This is a genomic window from Reyranella sp. (assembly GCF_017305915.1).
GTDB lineage: Bacteria > Pseudomonadota > Alphaproteobacteria > Reyranellales > Reyranellaceae > Reyranella.
Map to the genome: position 1 here is coordinate 104,780 of NZ_JAFKJN010000019.1, position 15,191 is coordinate 119,970.

At 67.1% G+C, this 15,191-nt stretch carries 12 protein-coding genes and 1 tRNA gene; 2 read left to right on the top strand and 11 right to left on the bottom strand.

What is annotated here, in order from left to right; all coding sequences use genetic code 11:
• Positions 1 to 36: 36 nt before the first annotated feature.
• Positions 37 to 112: transfer RNA gene (locus tag J0J01_RS19605), tRNA-Glu, on the top strand.
• Here the strand turns inward: J0J01_RS19605 and J0J01_RS19610 are convergent.
• The 10 genes from J0J01_RS19610 to J0J01_RS19655 form a co-directional block, all read right to left on the bottom strand.
• Positions 78 to 1,583, bottom strand: a complete 1,506-nt coding sequence (locus J0J01_RS19610; RefSeq protein WP_296383648.1) for an alpha-amylase family glycosyl hydrolase — start codon at positions 1,581 to 1,583, stop codon at positions 78 to 80. The genes J0J01_RS19605 and J0J01_RS19610 overlap by 35 nt on opposite strands.
• The gene (locus tag J0J01_RS19615) at positions 1,576 to 4,209 is read right to left on the bottom strand and encodes a glucosidase (RefSeq protein ID WP_296383649.1); all 2,634 of its coding nucleotides are present in this window, start codon (positions 4,207 to 4,209) and stop codon (positions 1,576 to 1,578) included. Before J0J01_RS19615 ends, J0J01_RS19610 begins: the two co-directional genes overlap by 8 nt.
• 14 nt (positions 4,210 to 4,223) lie before the next feature.
• Positions 4,224 to 4,961 (bottom strand): ribose-5-phosphate isomerase RpiA, encoded by a 738-nt coding sequence (rpiA, locus tag J0J01_RS19620; protein ID WP_296383651.1) that lies wholly within the window; start codon positions 4,959 to 4,961, stop codon positions 4,224 to 4,226.
• A gap of 4 nt (positions 4,962 to 4,965) precedes the next feature.
• Positions 4,966 to 5,682 carry a 6-phosphogluconolactonase gene (gene pgl, locus J0J01_RS19625; RefSeq protein ID WP_296383653.1) on the bottom strand — a complete coding sequence of 239 codons (717 nt, stop codon included), beginning with the start codon at positions 5,680 to 5,682 and terminating at the stop codon, positions 4,966 to 4,968.
• Positions 5,679 to 6,494 carry a Cof-type HAD-IIB family hydrolase gene (locus J0J01_RS19630; RefSeq protein ID WP_296383654.1) on the bottom strand — a complete coding sequence of 272 codons (816 nt, stop codon included), beginning with the start codon at positions 6,492 to 6,494 and terminating at the stop codon, positions 5,679 to 5,681. The genes pgl and J0J01_RS19630 overlap by 4 nt, the downstream gene beginning before the upstream one ends.
• A 21-nt stretch (positions 6,495 to 6,515) precedes the next feature.
• The gene (gene zwf, locus J0J01_RS19635; protein ID WP_296383657.1) at positions 6,516 to 8,075 is read right to left on the bottom strand and encodes a glucose-6-phosphate dehydrogenase; all 1,560 of its coding nucleotides are present in this window, start codon (positions 8,073 to 8,075) and stop codon (positions 6,516 to 6,518) included.
• Between the two features lie 68 nt (positions 8,076 to 8,143).
• Positions 8,144 to 9,784: a glucose-6-phosphate isomerase gene (gene pgi / locus J0J01_RS19640; protein WP_296383659.1), complete on the bottom strand. Its 1,641-nt coding sequence runs from the start codon at positions 9,782 to 9,784 to the stop codon at positions 8,144 to 8,146.
• Positions 9,785 to 9,807: 23 nt separating this feature from the next.
• Positions 9,808 to 10,893 carry a transaldolase gene (gene tal / locus J0J01_RS19645; RefSeq protein ID WP_296383661.1) on the bottom strand — a complete coding sequence of 362 codons (1,086 nt, stop codon included), beginning with the start codon at positions 10,891 to 10,893 and terminating at the stop codon, positions 9,808 to 9,810.
• Positions 10,890 to 11,600, bottom strand: coding sequence for an HAD family hydrolase (locus J0J01_RS19650; RefSeq protein ID WP_296383664.1), 711 nt, complete (start codon positions 11,598 to 11,600; stop codon positions 10,890 to 10,892). The genes tal and J0J01_RS19650 overlap by 4 nt, the downstream gene beginning before the upstream one ends.
• Before the next feature lie 300 nt (positions 11,601 to 11,900).
• Positions 11,901 to 12,539: a hypothetical protein gene (locus J0J01_RS19655; protein WP_296383666.1), complete on the bottom strand. Its 639-nt coding sequence runs from the start codon at positions 12,537 to 12,539 to the stop codon at positions 11,901 to 11,903.
• 318 nt (positions 12,540 to 12,857) lie between these two features.
• On the opposite strand from J0J01_RS19655, the gene J0J01_RS19660 reads away from it, so the two are divergent.
• Positions 12,858 to 14,282 (top strand): hypothetical protein, encoded by a 1,425-nt coding sequence (locus tag J0J01_RS19660; RefSeq protein ID WP_296383667.1) that lies wholly within the window; start codon positions 12,858 to 12,860, stop codon positions 14,280 to 14,282.
• Here J0J01_RS19660 and J0J01_RS19665 read toward each other — a convergent pair whose 3' ends face one another.
• Positions 14,283 to 15,089, bottom strand: coding sequence for an FkbM family methyltransferase (locus tag J0J01_RS19665; RefSeq protein ID WP_296383669.1), 807 nt, complete (start codon positions 15,087 to 15,089; stop codon positions 14,283 to 14,285). It abuts the gene before it with no gap.
• Between the last annotated feature and the right edge of the window lie 102 nt (positions 15,090 to 15,191).

The following is a 15,191-nucleotide window of genomic DNA, read 5'->3' on the forward strand; positions in this document are numbered from 1 at the left end:
GACGGCCCCTTCGACTATCTACCCGCTTCGGTCTCTGCTCCCTTCGTCTAGAGGCCTAGGACGTGGCCCTCTCAAGGCTAAAACACGGGTTCGAATCCCGTAGGGAGCGCCAAGGCCCCGGACAGGGCTTCCAGCTTGAAAACGTTGCTGCGCCACGGGCCGAGATCGACATAAAGGCCCGGGTCCTTTAACGCGTTGCCCTCCCGCTCGTAGACTTCGCTGCCCATCATGTCGACGAGGCGGAAGTGACGGCCGGCCAATCCGGCAAAGGGTAGCCGCAGGCGGCATTGCCCCTGATGATCCGAATAATTCACGACGACGACGTAGCGGCCGCCCTCCGGCACCTGCCAGGCATACGATATGAAGTCCTGCCACGTCGGATTGCCGGCCCAGGCCGGTTGCGGCGGGATCGGCGTCCAGTCGCCGTTGCGAAAGCCGTCAGACATCAGCGCGGCCAGTAGCCTGTCGTAGAAGGTGGCAACCTCCGCATCGGGTGCTTCGACCGGCGCGCGGCATAAATGCACCGGCAGCTTGACCCGCACGCCTTCCCGCTGGCCCTGATGGAAGAAGCGCAGGCCCGGCGCGAAGCACGTGACGATCCCTGCCGCTTGATGTTTGGGCCAAGGGAAGGTCGCCGCTGCGCGCGGCTCATCATGGTTCTCGAGGAAGCGGGCCAGCCGATCCTGATAGTCGAGCCCCGCGCCGAGGTGGGCGCGAACGGCGCCAGCATCGCCCTGGCAAAGACGGTCGTACAGCCGCTTGTCGTTGCAATAGTCGAAGCCCTGCTGCTGCATGTCCCATTCGAGGCCCCAATAGGCCTCGGCCAGGAACGTGAAGCGGGGATGCCCTTCCCGCACCGTGGCGATCGCCGTCGGCCAGAACGGCGCTGGTGTCAGACCCCAGGTGCGCTGGAAGACCTCGGGCAGGAGGAGCATCGCCATGTCGCATCGCAGGCCGTCGCATTGCCCGGCGATCGTCGCCAGTTCCTTCGTCTGCGCCGCCTGTAGACCCGCATTGGCATAGTCGAGTTGCAGCGTGTCCGGCCAGCCCGGGAAATTGGGATCGCGCCCGTGGGCCAGGATGCGCGGTCCCCCGTCCGTGTCGACCCGGTATTCGTTGCCAGGGCTGCCCTGGACATAGAAATCGGGATGCGCCCGGACCCAGGGATGATCGAGCGCGGTATGATTGGGCACGAAATCGAGCATGAGCCGCGTCCCGCGCGCCGCCAGCCGCGATCGGAACGCGGCAAGCGCCGCCGTGCCGCCCAGGGCATCATCGACCTCGTAGGCGGCGATCGCGAAGCCCGATCCGCAGATGTCGTCTTCCGTCAGGTCCGGCAGCGCCGACCGGAACTCGGCCTGCCAGGCCGGATTGCTGCGCGAGACGGCCCGGCTGGCGGCGCCCGTCCGCCACACGCTCAGCAGCCAGACCCAGTCGAAGCCACGGCGCGCGATATCGTCCAGGTGGGCATCGTCGACGGTGGCGAGCGTGACCGGCCGTCCCGCCTCCCGCGACAGTCGGCGCAGCCACACCCTCGTGTTGATCTCCAGCAGCGACGGATAGCGCGGCGCCGATCTAGTCATGCAGCTCGGCGATCATGTTGGCGACCAGGGCGCTCCAGCCGGTCTGGTGCGAGGCGCCCAGGCCCCGGCCGGTATCGCCGTCGAAGTATTCGTGGAAGAGGATGTAGTCCTTGAAATGCGGATCGGTCTGAAACTTCTCGCAGCCGCCGAAGACGGGGCGCCGTCCGTTCTTGTCGCGCCGGAAGATGCCGATCACCCGGCTGCGCAGCTCGTCGGCGATCTCCTTCAGCGTTCGCTTGTCGCCCGACCCGACCGGGCATTCGACGCGGAACTGATCGCCGTAGAATCGGTAGAACCGGTTCATGCTCTCGATGAGGAGATAGTTGAGCGGCATCCAGATCGGCCCGCGCCAATTGGAGTTACCGCCGAACAGGTCATTGTCGGACTCGGCGGGCACATACTTGACCTCGCTGCGGAAGCTGCCGCTTTCGAAGACATACGGCCGGTCGAGATGGTAGCGCGATAGGGACCGCACGCCGTAGTCCGAGAGGAACTCGTTCCGGTCGAGGATGCGCTCCAGCACCTTGGTGCCGCGGAAGGCGCGGAGCATGGCGAGCAGGCGCGTATCGTCGGCGCCCGGCGTGTTCCAGCGCGACACCAGGGCCGCCAGGTCCGGGCGATAGAGCAGATAGCGGTCCCGCCACTTGGTGAACATCGGCATGGTCTGCAGCAGCGCGGCGTCGATCACCTCGACCGCGAAGGTCGGGATGAGACCGACCAGCGAGCGCACGCGCAGCGGCGTCGCCTTGCCGTCGCCCATGACCAGCCAGTCGTAGAAGAAATTGTCGGTGTCGTCCCACAGGCTGAGGCCCTTGCCCCCGAGGTTGGTCATCGCGCCGCCGATCATCAGGAAATGCTGGAAGAACTTGATCGCGATGTCCTGGTAGGCGTCGTCCTCCTGGGCGAGCTCGACGGCGATCCGCAGCATGTTCAGGCAGTACATCGCCATCCACGACGTCCCGTCCGACTGCACCAGCATGCCGTTCACTGGCAGCGGCGCCGATCGGTCGAAGACGCCGATATTGTCCATGCCCAGGAAGCCGCCCTCGAAGACGTTGAGGCCGCGCGGATCCTTGCGATTCACCCACCAGGTGAAGTTGAGCAGCAGCTTGGTGAAGACCCTTTCGAGGAACTTCCGGTCGCCCGTGCCGGTCCGCCGCTGCTCCGCCTCGTAGAGCCGTAAGGCTGCCCAGGCCTGCACCGGCGGATTGACGTCGCTGAAGTTCCACTCGTAGGCCGGCAACTGCCCGTTGGGATGCATGTACCAGGGCTGGCACAGCAGGATCAGCTGGCGCTTGGCATCCCCGAGATCGAGCTGGCCCAGAGTCACCAGGTGGAAGGCCCAGTCCCAGGCGGCGAACCACGGGAACTCCCACTTGTCCGGCATCGACACGATGTCGTTGATGTTGACGTGCGACCAGCCGCTGTTGCGCCCGGCAAGCCGGCTGCGCGGCGGCTTGGGCTGCGCCGGATCCCCTTCCAGCCACCGCGCGACGTCGTAATGGAAGAACTGCTTGGACCACAGGACGCCCGCATAGGCCTGACGCTGGATACGGCGTAGATCCTCGTCCTGTACAGTACCCTGCAGCCCGGCATAGAAAGCATCCGCTTCCGACTTGCGCTGCTCGAAGACCCGATCGAAGTCGGCGAAGGGAGACGCCTTGGCGGGCCCCAGACTCAGCCGGACCCGGATCGTCGTGCTGGCGCCTGCAGCGATGGTCCGCCGATAGAGGCCGGCCGCCTTCGTCCCCTTCCGGGCATCGACCGCCTTCTCCCGGCCGTGCACCACGTAGTCGTCCAGCCCGTCCTTGTAGAGGCGTCCGGTCGGCGGGCTGGCGAAGAGCCGTTCGACATTGCTCTCGTTCTCGCAGAACTTGATGTCGTCCGGCCGCTCGAACTGGACGGCATAGATCCCGAGCTTGCCGTGCGTGGCGACGACACAGTCGCCGGCGCGTTCGAGGAACGGCTTGGTGCTGCCGGCTTCCCAGCTCCAGCTGTTGCGAAACCACACCTGGGGCAGCACATGGATCGCCGCTGCCTCGGGCCCGCGATTGGTGACTGTGAGCCGGAGCAGGATGTCTTCGGCGCCGGCCTTGGCGTACCCGATGTCGACGTCGAAGTAGCGGTCGTCGTTGAAAAGGCCGGTGTCGATGATCTCGAACTCGGGCCAACGCCGGTCTCGCCGCGCGTTTTCCTGCACCAGCAGCTCGTAGGGAAACGCCGCCTGCGGGTACTTGTACAACATGCGGGCGTAGCTGTAGGTCGGCACCGCATCGAGATAATAGTAGAGTTCCTTGACGTCCTCGCCGTGATTTCCCTCGCGGTTGCTGAGGCCGAACATCCGCTCCTTCAGGATCGGATCCTTGCCGTTCCACAGCGCGACGGCGAGACACAGGCGCTGTCTGTTGTCGCAGAAGCCGCCGATCCCATCCTCGCCCCAGTGATAGGCGCGGCTGCGCGCATGGTCGTGCGGGACGTAGTTCCAGGCGTCGCCGTCGGCGCTGTAATCCTCGCGCACCGTGCCCCACTGGCGCTCGCTCACATACGGCCCCCACTTGCGCCAGCGCTGGCGGCGGTCGTTGGCTTCGGCCAGGCGCTGCTCCTCAGGGGTGATCGGCGCAGGCATCGGGCTCCCCGCTTCTAGCCGCTCAGTGCCGCCGGACGTGCGCTGTCGAGACGATGGACTCCCTGCTTGTCGGCCACGAACACCGGATCGGCGCGGCCGATGAAAAGGCCGCTCTCGACCACGCCGACGATGCGGCGGATGCGGTCCTCGAGCCGTACCGGGTCGGCGATGGGGCCGGCGAAGCGGCAGTCGAGGATGCGGTTGCCGCCATCGGTGACAAGCAGCTCGCCTGTCGGCGACAGGCGTGGCCGGACTTCCGAGGCGAATACCTCGAGGGCCGCCCGGGTGACTTCCATGCCGAAGGCAACCACCTCGACCGGCACCGGGGCGTGCGTCCCCAGCCGATCGACCAGCTTGGCGTCGTCGACGATGATGGCGAGTTGCCGGCTCGCGCTGGCGACGATCTTCTCGCGCAGCAAGGCGCCGCCAAGTCCCTTGATCAGGTTCAAGGTCCCGCGTTCGACCTCGTCCGCGCCATCGATCGTGAGGTCGATCTGCCGATGCTCGGCGAAGGAGCTGAGCGGGATGCCGGCCGCCCTCGCCTGCGCTGCCGCCCGTTCCGACGTCGGAATGCCGACGAAGCGCAAGCCCTGCCGATGCCGTCGGGCCAGGGCCTCGACCGCGAAGGCCGCCGTCGAGCCGGTGCCGAGCCCGACGATCATGCCCTCCTGGACCAGCTCGACCGCAGCCTCCGCCGCGGCGCGTTTCAGCGCGTCGCGAGCGGCATCGGCAACGATCGGCTCGTTGGCCATCGTCCTAGCCTTCACCCGCCGCCGCGCGATCGACGAACCAGAGGAGATCGCCGACCGGCCTGACACGCGCCGCGGGCACGTCGCTGCCGCCCGCACGAATCGTCTTCAGGGTCGCGGCCTTCTCCTTGCCCGCCACCAGGAAGGCGACCCATCGGCTGCTCTCGATCGCTGGATAGGTCATGGTGATGCGAACCTCGGGCCGGCCGTGCGACACCGCGGCGACCCAGCGCTTGCGCTCCTGCAGCACCGGCTCGCCGGGCAGCAACGACGCGGTATGGCCATCGGCGCCGAGCCCGAGCAGCGTGATGTCGAACAGCGGCCGCGCCGGGTCCAGGACCGCGGCGCCATAGGCCGCCTGCAGCGTCCGCTCGTAGCGCGCGGCGGCCTCGTCGGGGCTGCCATCGGCGGGGATGGGATGGACGTTTCCCGGCGGCACCGGCGCCTTGTCGAGCATCGCCTTGCGGGTCATGCCGTAGTTGCTCTCGGGATGGTCATGCGGAACGAAACGCTCATCGCCCCAGTACCAGACGACCCGGGACCAGGGGAACTGCCCGATGAAGTCACCGGAGGCGAGCAGCGCGAACAGCGCCTTCGGCGTCGAGCCGCCCGAAAGCGACACCCGGAAAGGGCTCTTCGCGGCAAGCGCCAGCGACGTCATCCATTCGGCCACATGGCGCGCCAGCGCTGCCGGATCCGGAAGTGTTTCGACACGTCCTGTCATTTCGCCCCCAGAATGAAGCATTCCATCGCCTTGGCGAAACCCTCGTCCTTGTAGGAATCCGTGGTGGCGGTGGCCTGCGCCTTGACCTCGTCGGGGGCGTTGCCCATGGCGATGCTCAGTCCCGAACGCTCGAACATGGGTACGTCGGTCTGCTGATCGCCGATGGTGGCGATCTCCGCGGACGGCACCCCAAGATGCCGCGACAGGTATTCCAGCACGGCGCCCTTGTTGGCATCCTTGCTGGTGATGTCGAGATAGTAGGGCTGCGAACGGTTGGCCGTGGCGCGCTGGCCAAAGGTCGCCTTGGCGTCGGCTTCGCACTGCCGAACCTTGTCCAGGTCGTCGCCGACGCCGACGATCTTGGCGACCCGGTCGAGCTTCTCCGCGACGTCCTTCACGACCGTGGGATCGAACTTGACCGTCCAGGCTTCGCGCGCGACGTGCGGCGCGTCCGCCCTGGTGGTCAGCCAGTCGTTGCCGCGATAGACCCAGACATCGAGGCCGTGGCCGCGAATCAGCTTGATCGCGGCGGCGGCGATGTCGGTCGGCACCGTCTTCTGCTCGAGAATCGAGAGGTCCGGCTTGACGAAAAGCCCGCCGTTGAAGCCCGCGATCGGGGTCTCGAGCTGGAGCGCATCCAGCAGCATGGCCATGCCCTTGGGCGGCCGGCCGCTGGTGATGGCGAAGCGGATGCCGGCGCGGTGCAGGCTCTGCACGGCGGCCTGCGCGCGTTTGGTCAGCGCTTTCTCTTCGTTGACGAGCGTGCCGTCCACGTCCGCCAGCACCAGGGAGATCTTTCGCTTCTCTACCATCGGGACCTCCGCGGGTGTCGGCTATTCGAGCGGGCGCCAAGCCCGGCCGTCGCGTGCCAGCAACGCGTCGGCCGCCGCCGGGCCGTCGCTACCCGCGGCGTAGTTCGGGAAATGCTGAGGAGCGCTGCTCACCCACAGGTCGAGGAGCGGCTGCACTGCCCGCCAGCCGGCCTCGATATTGTCGGCGCGCTGGAACAGCGTCGCGTCGCCGATCATGCAGTCGTAGAGCAGCGTTTCGTAGCCGGTATTGGGTGCCGCCGCGAAATAGGACTCGTAGGCGAAGTCCATGCGGACATTGTCCAGCGTTACCGTGGGGCCGGGCCGCTTGGCCGCGAACTGGAGTGCGATGCCTTCGTCGGGCTGGATGCGCAGGATCATCCAATTGGGATTCATCCGCTCGACATGGGTGCCACGAAAGAGCGTGTAGGGCGCCTGGTGGAAGCGGATGGCGATTTCGGTCCAGCGCCGCTTCAGGTACTTGCCGGTGCGCAAATAGAACGGCACCCCGGCCCAACGCCAATTGTCGATCTGCAGCTTCCAGGCGATGTAGGTCTCGGTGTTCGACTGTGGGGACACGTCGGGTTCGTGGCGATAGGCCTGAACCTGCTTGCCCAGCACGGTGCCGACATCGTACTGGCCGCGCACGGCGTCCTTCATCGCCCGCCGCGGCGTCATCGGACGGATGGCCTGGATCGCCTCCGCCTTCTTGTCGCGAACCGCCTCGGCATCGAAGGAGATCGGCGGCTCCATGGCCGTCAGCGACAGCAGCTGGAACAGGTGATTGGGCACCATGTCGCGCAGCGCGCCGGTGACCTCGTAGAACTTGCCCCGCCGCTCGACGCCAACCGTCTCCGCAACGGTGATCTGGACGTGGTCGATGTGCTGGCGATTCCACAGCGGCTCGAACAGGCCGTTGGCGAACCGCAGCGCCATGATGTTCTGCACCGTCTCCTTGCCGAGAAAGTGATCCATTCGATAGATCTGGTGTTCCTGCAGTGTCTTCAGGATCTCGGCATTGAGCGCCTTGGCGGACGGCAGGTCGTGCCCGAACGGCTTCTCGATGACGACGCGCCGCCATTGCCCGTCCGGTTCCGTCACCATGTCCACCTCGCCGAGGGCGGCCACGATGGTCCCGAAGAAGCGGTCCGGGACGGCGAGATAGAAAAGATGGTTGCTGGCCGTCTTGTCGAGGCGCGCGAGATGCTCCTTGAGCTGGCGATAGGCTTGCGGATCGGTGAGGTCGCCTTTCACATAGGTCGTCCGGTCGGTCAGCCAACGCCAGGCGGTCTGGTCGATATGATCGGCTTCGAACTCGCCGCCCCCCTTGGTGACGAACTCGTTCATCATGCTGCTGAGGCTGTCGCGCCATTCCTCCACGGTGCCCAGGCTGCGGTCGACGCCGATCAGCCGGAATCCGTCGGGCAGCCGCTGGGCCGTCACCAGATTGTAGAGGGCCGGCACGACCAGGCGCTTGGTCAGGTCGCCACCCGCGCCGAAGATCACCATGGCGCAAGGCTGTGCGACGGCGGCCGTCTCGGCCTTCTTCGCCGCGTCCCGAGGTGCAGTGGGATGGTCCTGCATGGGTTCCACATCCTTCACTTGCGGCCTTCACGCGCGGCCGAGCATCTCCAACGAGAAGACGCGCGGCGTCATGGGCCGGATCTCTTGAGCTTGCGATAGCGTCGGATCAGCGCATTGGTCGAGCTGTCATGCTCGAGCTCGGGATCCGCCGCGCTCTCGAGCTCCGGGATGATCCTCTGGGCGAGCGCCTTGCCCAGCTCCACGCCCCATTGGTCGAAGGAATCGATCTGCCAGATCGTGCCCTGGACGAAGACGCTGTGCTCGTAGAGCGCCACCAGCTTGCCGAGCGCGGCCGGCGTCAGGGCCTCCAGCAGCAGCGTGTTCGACGGCCGGTTGCCCTCGAACAGCCGGTGCGGCAGGAGCCAGTCGGGCGTGCCCTCCGCCTTGACCTGTTTTTCCGTCTTGCCGAAAGCCAGCGCCTCCGTCTGGGCGAAGACATTGGCCAGCAGCATGTCCTGATGCCTGCCCAGCGGATTGGCGGTCCGCGCGAAGGCGATGAAATCGCAGGGGATGAGCCGCGTCCCCTGATGGATCAGCTGATAGAAGGAATGCTGGCCGTTGGCGCCCGGCTCGCCCCAGTAGATCGGCCCCGTGTCGTAGTTCACGTCCGCGCCGTCGGCGGTCACGTGCTTGCCGTTGCTCTCCATGGTGAGCTGCTGGAGATAGGCGGGAAAGCGCTTGAGATACTGCTCGTAGGGCAGCACCGCGACGGTCTGGGCACCGAAGAAATTGTTGTACCAGACGGCCAGCAGCGCCATCAGCACCGGCAGGTTGCGCTCGAACGGCGCGGTGCGGAAATGCTCGTCGATCTCGTGGAAGCCCTCGAGCATGGCGGCGAAATTGTCCGGCCCGATCGCGAGCATGGTCGACAGCCCGATCGCCGAATCCATGGAATAGCGGCCGCCGACCCAGTCCCAGAAGCCGAACATGTTGGCGGTATCGATGCCGAACTTCGCCACTTCCTGGGCGTTGGTCGAAACGGCGACGAAATGCTTGGCGATGGCGGCGGAGTCGCCTTTGAGGCCGGACAACAGCCAGTCCCGTGCGGTATGCGCGTTGGTCATCGTCTCCAGCGTGGTGAAGGTCTTGGAGGAGACGATGAACAACGTCTCCTCGGGGTCGAGGCCGTGCACCGCTTCGGCGAAGTCCGTGGCGTCGACATTGGAGACGAAGCGGAAGGTCATCGACCGCTCGGCGTAGTGCTTGAGCGCCTCGTAGGCCATGACCGGACCGAGATCCGATCCGCCGATGCCGATGTTGACCACGCTGCGGATGCGCTTGCCGGTGTGGCCCTTCCAGGCGCCGCTGCGTACCCGCTGAGAGAATTCCGCCATCTTGTCCAGAACGGCGTGCACCTCGGGCACCACGTTCTGGCCGTCAAAGAGGATGGAGGCGCCGCGCGGCGCGCGCAGGGCGACGTGCAGCACCGCGCGCTTCTCCGAGGTGTTGATCCTGTCGCCGCGGAACATGGCGTCGATGCGATCCTGCAAACCCGACTCCCGGGCGAGCTGGAGCAGCAACTCCATGGTTTCGTCGGTGATCCGGTTCTTGGAATAGTCGAAGTAGATGCCGGCGGCCTCGACCACGAGCCTTTCCCCGCGCTTGCCATCCTTGGCGAAGAGCTGCCGAAGATGAAGACGCCTGACCTTCTGATGGTGCCTCTTCAGCAACGCCCACGCCGGGCGCAGGTGCAAAGCCGGTACGCTCATCGATCGTTCCCTTGCAGACAGTTTCAGCTCGCCTTGCGGATCGCGACGCGCTTGGAATCGATGCGGGTCATCAGATCGTTCCACGACTTCACGAACGACGAGGCCCCCTCGTCCTGCAGCCGGGCCGCCAGCGCGTCAATGTCGATACCCGCCTTGGCGAAGCCGGCCAGAACCGCCTCACAGTCGCCGCCATCCGGCTCGAGCACCCGGTCGACCTCACCGTGATCGGCGAAGGCCTTGAGGGTCCCTTCCGGCATGGTGTTGACGGTGAAGGGCGCGGCCAGCGCCTTCACATAGAGGGCGTCGGAGGCTTTCGGATCCTTGGTGCCGGTGCTGGCCCACAGCAGGCGCTGGGCGCGGGCGCCGCTGTTGGCGGCACGCTGGAAGCGCGGCGCGGCGAGCAGCTCGCGATAGGCCTTGAAGCTGCGCTGACCGATCGCGATCCCGAGGCGGTTGGTGAGCTCGGCCGGGACCTTGCCGGCGACCGCGACATCCCAGCGGCTGACGAACAGCGAGGCCACCGACGCGACGGCGGGATTAAAGCCCACGGCGATGCGGCGCTCGACGCCGCGCAGGTAGGCTTCGGCCGCCGCGACGTACTGCTCGCGGGAGAACAGCAGCGTGACGTTGACCGGCACGCCCGCGAAGATCGCCTCCTCGATAGCGGGCAGCCCTTCCGCCGTACCGGGAATCTTGATGAAGAGGTTGGGCTTGCCGGCGCGGCGATGGAGGTCGATGGCCGCCGCCAAGGTGCTCTTGGTGTCGCGCGCCAGCAGAGGCGAAACCTCGAGCGACACCCAGCCATCGACGCCGTCCGTCCGATCGAACACGGGCTGGAACAGCTCGGCGGCACGGGTCAGGTCGGCCAGCGCCAGGGAGAAGAACAGGTCCTCGCCGGATTTGGCCGAGGACGCACCCTGGGCAATGTCCTGGTCGTACATGGCGCTGTTCTTGATCGCCGTGTCGAAGATCGTCGGGTTCGAGGTCAGCCCCGTCACCGACAGATCGTCGATGTAGTTTTTCAGCGTGCCGCCGTTCAGCAGCTCGCGGGTGATGTTGTCGAGCCACAGGCTCTGGCCGAGGTCGCGCAGCTTCCGGGTCGGTTTCATGGTCTCACCTTCGGGCTGGAGGCAAGGGTACGGGGCGCCATGCCGAGCCGCGCCAGATCATGGTCGAGCAGGTCGCCGATGCGCTCGACCGTCAGGTCCGCCGGCGGCAGCGCATCGATCACCTTGGCGTCGTGCGCATACTGGCCCTGGCGCGGGAATACCGTCGTCACGCGCTGTCCCCAGACCCGCTTGACGACATCGAGGATGCGCAGCTTGTCGTCCACGAGAACGTAGTGCTCGGCCGGGAAGCGCCGCTCGACGTCGTCCAGCACCTCTTCCTTGTGGATGTAGATCAGCACGTCGCCGTCGGCGACCCTGGCGAGGCCGGCACGCTCGACCTTGCGCGGCTGGAAGACGACATCGCCGTCGGACAGAATCACGGTCGGGCCGAGGCTGCGCAGCCACTGCAACACGCGCAGCGCGTTCGGGTAGAGCCGGTCGGCGAACGGGTAGTCGACGAGGAAGGACGACATCGCCAGCAGCTCGATCTCGCGCGGGTGCTCGACGCGGAAGCGCTGGAGGGCGCCGATATAGTCGCGATAGCCCAGCTCCTGCATCAGACCTTCCAGGATCGTCCAATAGCGATCGCGCGCGGCAGCGCCGTAGGTTCGCTCGAGATGGTCCTTGAGGTCCTGCTGGATCCCGTCGTTGTCGACCAGCGTGTTATCCACGTCGACGAGAAAGACGATCGGATGAGGTCGAGTCATGCAGCACCTCCCGCTCGACTGAACTACGGGGCCAGCGGCTTCTCGGCAAAGGGGCTGATCGGCCGCATCATGAGCACGCGACAGGTATTTGGGAAGCCCCTCACTCCGGGAGGAGTGCGACATTCGATATCATCGATGGCGCTTTCATGCGGGCTGCGGCTGCACCGAAAAGGTACCCGCGGTGGGCTCGAACCCCGCAGCCGAAGCTTTGCGCTTAGGTCCTCGTCTGGTTCATGCCGCCCGTCGCTGCACGCCGGAGCCGCTCCGGGACCTGCGTCCCGGAGCGGTGGCCTTGCCGGCCTAGCGGATGATCGTGACGGTGATCGCGGTCTGGTGGGTCCAGACGGTGATGACCTGGTCGCCCGGCTTCAGTGCGGCGAGCGCCTGGCGGCCGGCGGCCGACTGGATCTGCGGCAGCGCGATGACTTCGCCGCTGTCGGGCGACGGATCTTCCGGCCGGCCGTTCGAGGCGTTGACGATGAACAGGCTGCCGCTCGCCGGCTCGACCCGGGTCACCATGCCCGACATGCTCCACATGCGGATCGGCTCCTGCATGCCCGGGATGCCGGTCAACCGCGCGCCCTTGGCCATCATCGCCTTGGCCTTCGCCTCCGATTCCGGCGTCTTCTTGGCGATCAGGAAGTCGACATAGTCGAACCAGTTGCAGTCGACGATCTGGCCTTCCTTGAGCGTGCTGTAGTTGGTCACCAGGTCGGCGGCCCGCATCTTGACGCGGCCGAGGTCCTCCCAGACGACGTTGAGGACGCGGCGCTCGGGATGCAGGCTGTTGATCGTCCCGCGCTTGTGGTTCTGGTAGTTGTTGGTGACCACCAGATCGTCCGACTGGGCGGCCGCGGTCATCGACAGGGCAGGCAGGCCGCCGGCGGCGAGCGCGCCGCCGCCCAGCAACCGCAACGTTGCGCGACGAGTTGAGTGCATCGTGAATACCCCCTTGGGCAGCGACAGAAGGGCCCGCGTATGGCGGCGCCGTCAGAGAACGGCGAGGCTCATTCCCCGCCGCATGGCCCGATAGTTGCCAGCGGGCTTCGTATCAGGCCTTGACTAAAGTCAAGGCGTCGCACGCCGCAACCCTTGCTCGGGCGCCGCCGTTAATGCGCCGGACCGGAGGCACCGGCCAAGCGAGCGGCCCTGAGCGACCCAACCCTCGACGTACGCGCCTTCCCGGAGACGCCCCCTGGGGCGCGCCGATCGCGCGAGATCGTCCGCCCTCGTACAATCGCCGTCGCCGGCATCGGCGTGATCCTGGGCGCCGCCGTGGTCAATGCGGCCCTGCGGGGGCCATGGCTCGACGAGTTCTGGACGCTCGAGCTGTCGGACAGCCGCCACGGCCTGCTTGCCCTGATCCAGGACGGCTGGCTGCGCGATGCTCATCCGCCTCTGTTCAATGCCTGGGCGACCCTGCTGGCCGCGCTCGGCATCGACTCGATCGCCGCGGGACGCCTGGTGTCGAACCTGCTGGCCGCCGGGCTGATGCTGCTGGCGGCGCGCCGCCTGGCGCGGCGGATGCCCGGGCCGGCCGGTTTCACCGCAGCTCTCCTGCTGCTCGTGCTGTCGCTGCCCCCGGCGATCGAGGCCTTCGCCACCTACCGCTCCTACTTCTGGCAGATCGCGGCAATGACGATCCTGGTGCTGGTCGCCCGCCATGTCGCCTGGGCCAGGGCCGATCTCGACCTGCGCCGCGACGCCGAGATGGCCGCGATCGCCGCGATGGCGACGGCGGCGTCGATCGGGCTGCACTATATCGGCGGGCTGTTCGGCGGCCTGCTGGCCGGCGCGATCGCGCTTTCGGCCCATCGCCGCGGCCTGCGGCGATGGGCGCACCTGATGCTGGCGACGACGGCGCTGGCGAGCGGGCTGATCGCCGCGATGGTGCTGCTGCAGTTCCCCAACTGGGCGGCCGAGTTCGACCATAGCTGGATCAACCTGCCGGGCCTGCAGGCGCTGGGCGTCCCGGCCTCGCTGGCGCTGGTCGCGATCGCCCACAATCCGCTGGCCTTCGCGGGGCTGCGCCTCGGCCCGGCCGGGCGCAATGCCGCCGAGCGGCGCTTCCTCGCCATGGTCGGCGGCGCGCTGGTCGTGGGCGTCGCCCTCATCCTCGCCGGCCATGCTTTCAAGCCGATCGTGGTCGAGCGCTACCTGTGCGCGGTTCCCGTGCTGGTCAGCGCGCTGATGGCCGTGCCGGCTGCGCGCCTGGTGCGGACCCCGCGGCTGTTCGGCCTGATGGCGCTGGTGTCGATGGCGGCTGCGGTCGGCCCGCTGGTCCACTCGGGCATCAAGCCGCTGTGGAACGAGGACGCGCGCGCGATCGCCAGCATCGTTGCCGGCTGCCCGACGACCAGGATCTATGCGGTCAGCGGCTGGGCGCTCGGGCCGGCCGCCGGGACCCGCACCGCGCGCCGCGAGGATCCCGTCTTCGAGCGCGCTTACCGGCTGCTCGCCGAGCGCCACGGCTACTCAGTGGGCTACATCGGCCGGAACGGCACGGCGCATGCGACGCCCGGCCCCTGCCCCGTGCTGCTGTGGTACGAGCACACGCCCAACGCGGCCGAGGACGACCTGGCGGCGGCCGTCGAGGAGTCCGGCCTGACGGGGCTCGAGGAGGCGCGCCTGTCGGTCATCCGCAGCGACACCGGCTTCGTCGTCCGCGCCGACCGGCAGTAGTCAGTGGCCCGCCTTTGGATCCTGGATCGCCATCCAGTCGTGCCATTCTTTCGACATGTCGGTCCACTTGAGCCGCGCCTGCGGATGCAGGTAAAGCACGTTGGCGAACAGCACGAACTCCCTGCGCGGGCCATAGCGCAACAGCTCGTAGAGCCCCGACAGCACGAAGCCCCGCGCCTCGAGATGATCGTGCAGCTCGGTGAACTGCTGCATCTCCCGCTGGTCCGAGCGGAAGGTCATCTCGGCCAGCACGAACAGGAGATTGTGGTCGGCGATCAGCCGGGCCGCACCGCGCACCACCTCCATCTCCCAGCCCTGCACGTCGAGCTTGAGCAGGTCGAGATGGCTGATGCCGTTGGCCGCGACGATGTCGTCGACCGTCGCGACCTCGGTCGTCTGCGTGTGCCCGTCCCCGCCCGCGGCCGCGGCGACCAGCGTGTTCAGCTCCGAATCGGCGCGCACCTGCAGTTGGAGCGTCTCGGCGCGGCTGCCGAGCGCCAGCTTGTGCAGCCGGACATTGGCGCGCGTGCCGTACTTCGCCTGCAGGGTCGCGAACGCACCGTCGGTCGGCTCGAACGAGTGGATCTCGGCATCGGACGCGTAGCGCAGCAGCGCCTTCAGCGTCTGGCCGGTGTTGGCGCCGACATCGAACACCGCGCCGAGCGAGCGGGTGCCGAGGAAGCGCTGCAGGTCGTAGAGCCAGGAGAGGCCGTAAGGCACGTAGCGCGTCAGCGGGAAGTGCTTCGAGGCGAGCGTGGCCCCGAGCGCACCGTGCAGCGCCGCGCCGAGGCGTTGTTTCAGTCCCATGGGCGCACTATTGCGGTTTGCCGCGCCCGGCCAAAGCGGAAAACGGATTCCCCCACCCCACGCGCTCGCCTTGGCCGCCCCCCGACCCTACAATAGCCCGAG

Bases quoted from the DNA above. Each gene is read 5' to 3' on its own strand.
- J0J01_RS19610 (WP_296383648.1), bottom strand. From the start codon at position 1,583: ATGACTAGATCGGCGCCGCGCTATCCGTCGCTGCTGGAGATCAACACG.
- J0J01_RS19615 (WP_296383649.1), bottom strand. From the start codon at position 4,209: ATGCCTGCGCCGATCACCCCTGAGGAGCAGCGCCTGGCCGAAGCCAAC.
- rpiA (WP_296383651.1), bottom strand. From the start codon at position 4,961: ATGGCCAACGAGCCGATCGTTGCCGATGCCGCTCGCGACGCGCTGAAA.
- pgl (WP_296383653.1), bottom strand. From the start codon at position 5,682: ATGACAGGACGTGTCGAAACACTTCCGGATCCGGCAGCGCTGGCGCGC.
- J0J01_RS19630 (WP_296383654.1), bottom strand. From the start codon at position 6,494: ATGGTAGAGAAGCGAAAGATCTCCCTGGTGCTGGCGGACGTGGACGGC.
- zwf (WP_296383657.1), bottom strand. From the start codon at position 8,075: ATGCAGGACCATCCCACTGCACCTCGGGACGCGGCGAAGAAGGCCGAG.
- pgi (WP_296383659.1), bottom strand. From the start codon at position 9,784: ATGAGCGTACCGGCTTTGCACCTGCGCCCGGCGTGGGCGTTGCTGAAG.
- tal (WP_296383661.1), bottom strand. From the start codon at position 10,893: ATGAAACCGACCCGGAAGCTGCGCGACCTCGGCCAGAGCCTGTGGCTC.
- J0J01_RS19650 (WP_296383664.1), bottom strand. From the start codon at position 11,600: ATGACTCGACCTCATCCGATCGTCTTTCTCGTCGACGTGGATAACACG.
- J0J01_RS19655 (WP_296383666.1), bottom strand. From the start codon at position 12,539: ATGCACTCAACTCGTCGCGCAACGTTGCGGTTGCTGGGCGGCGGCGCG.
- J0J01_RS19665 (WP_296383669.1), bottom strand. From the start codon at position 15,089: ATGGGACTGAAACAACGCCTCGGCGCGGCGCTGCACGGTGCGCTCGGG.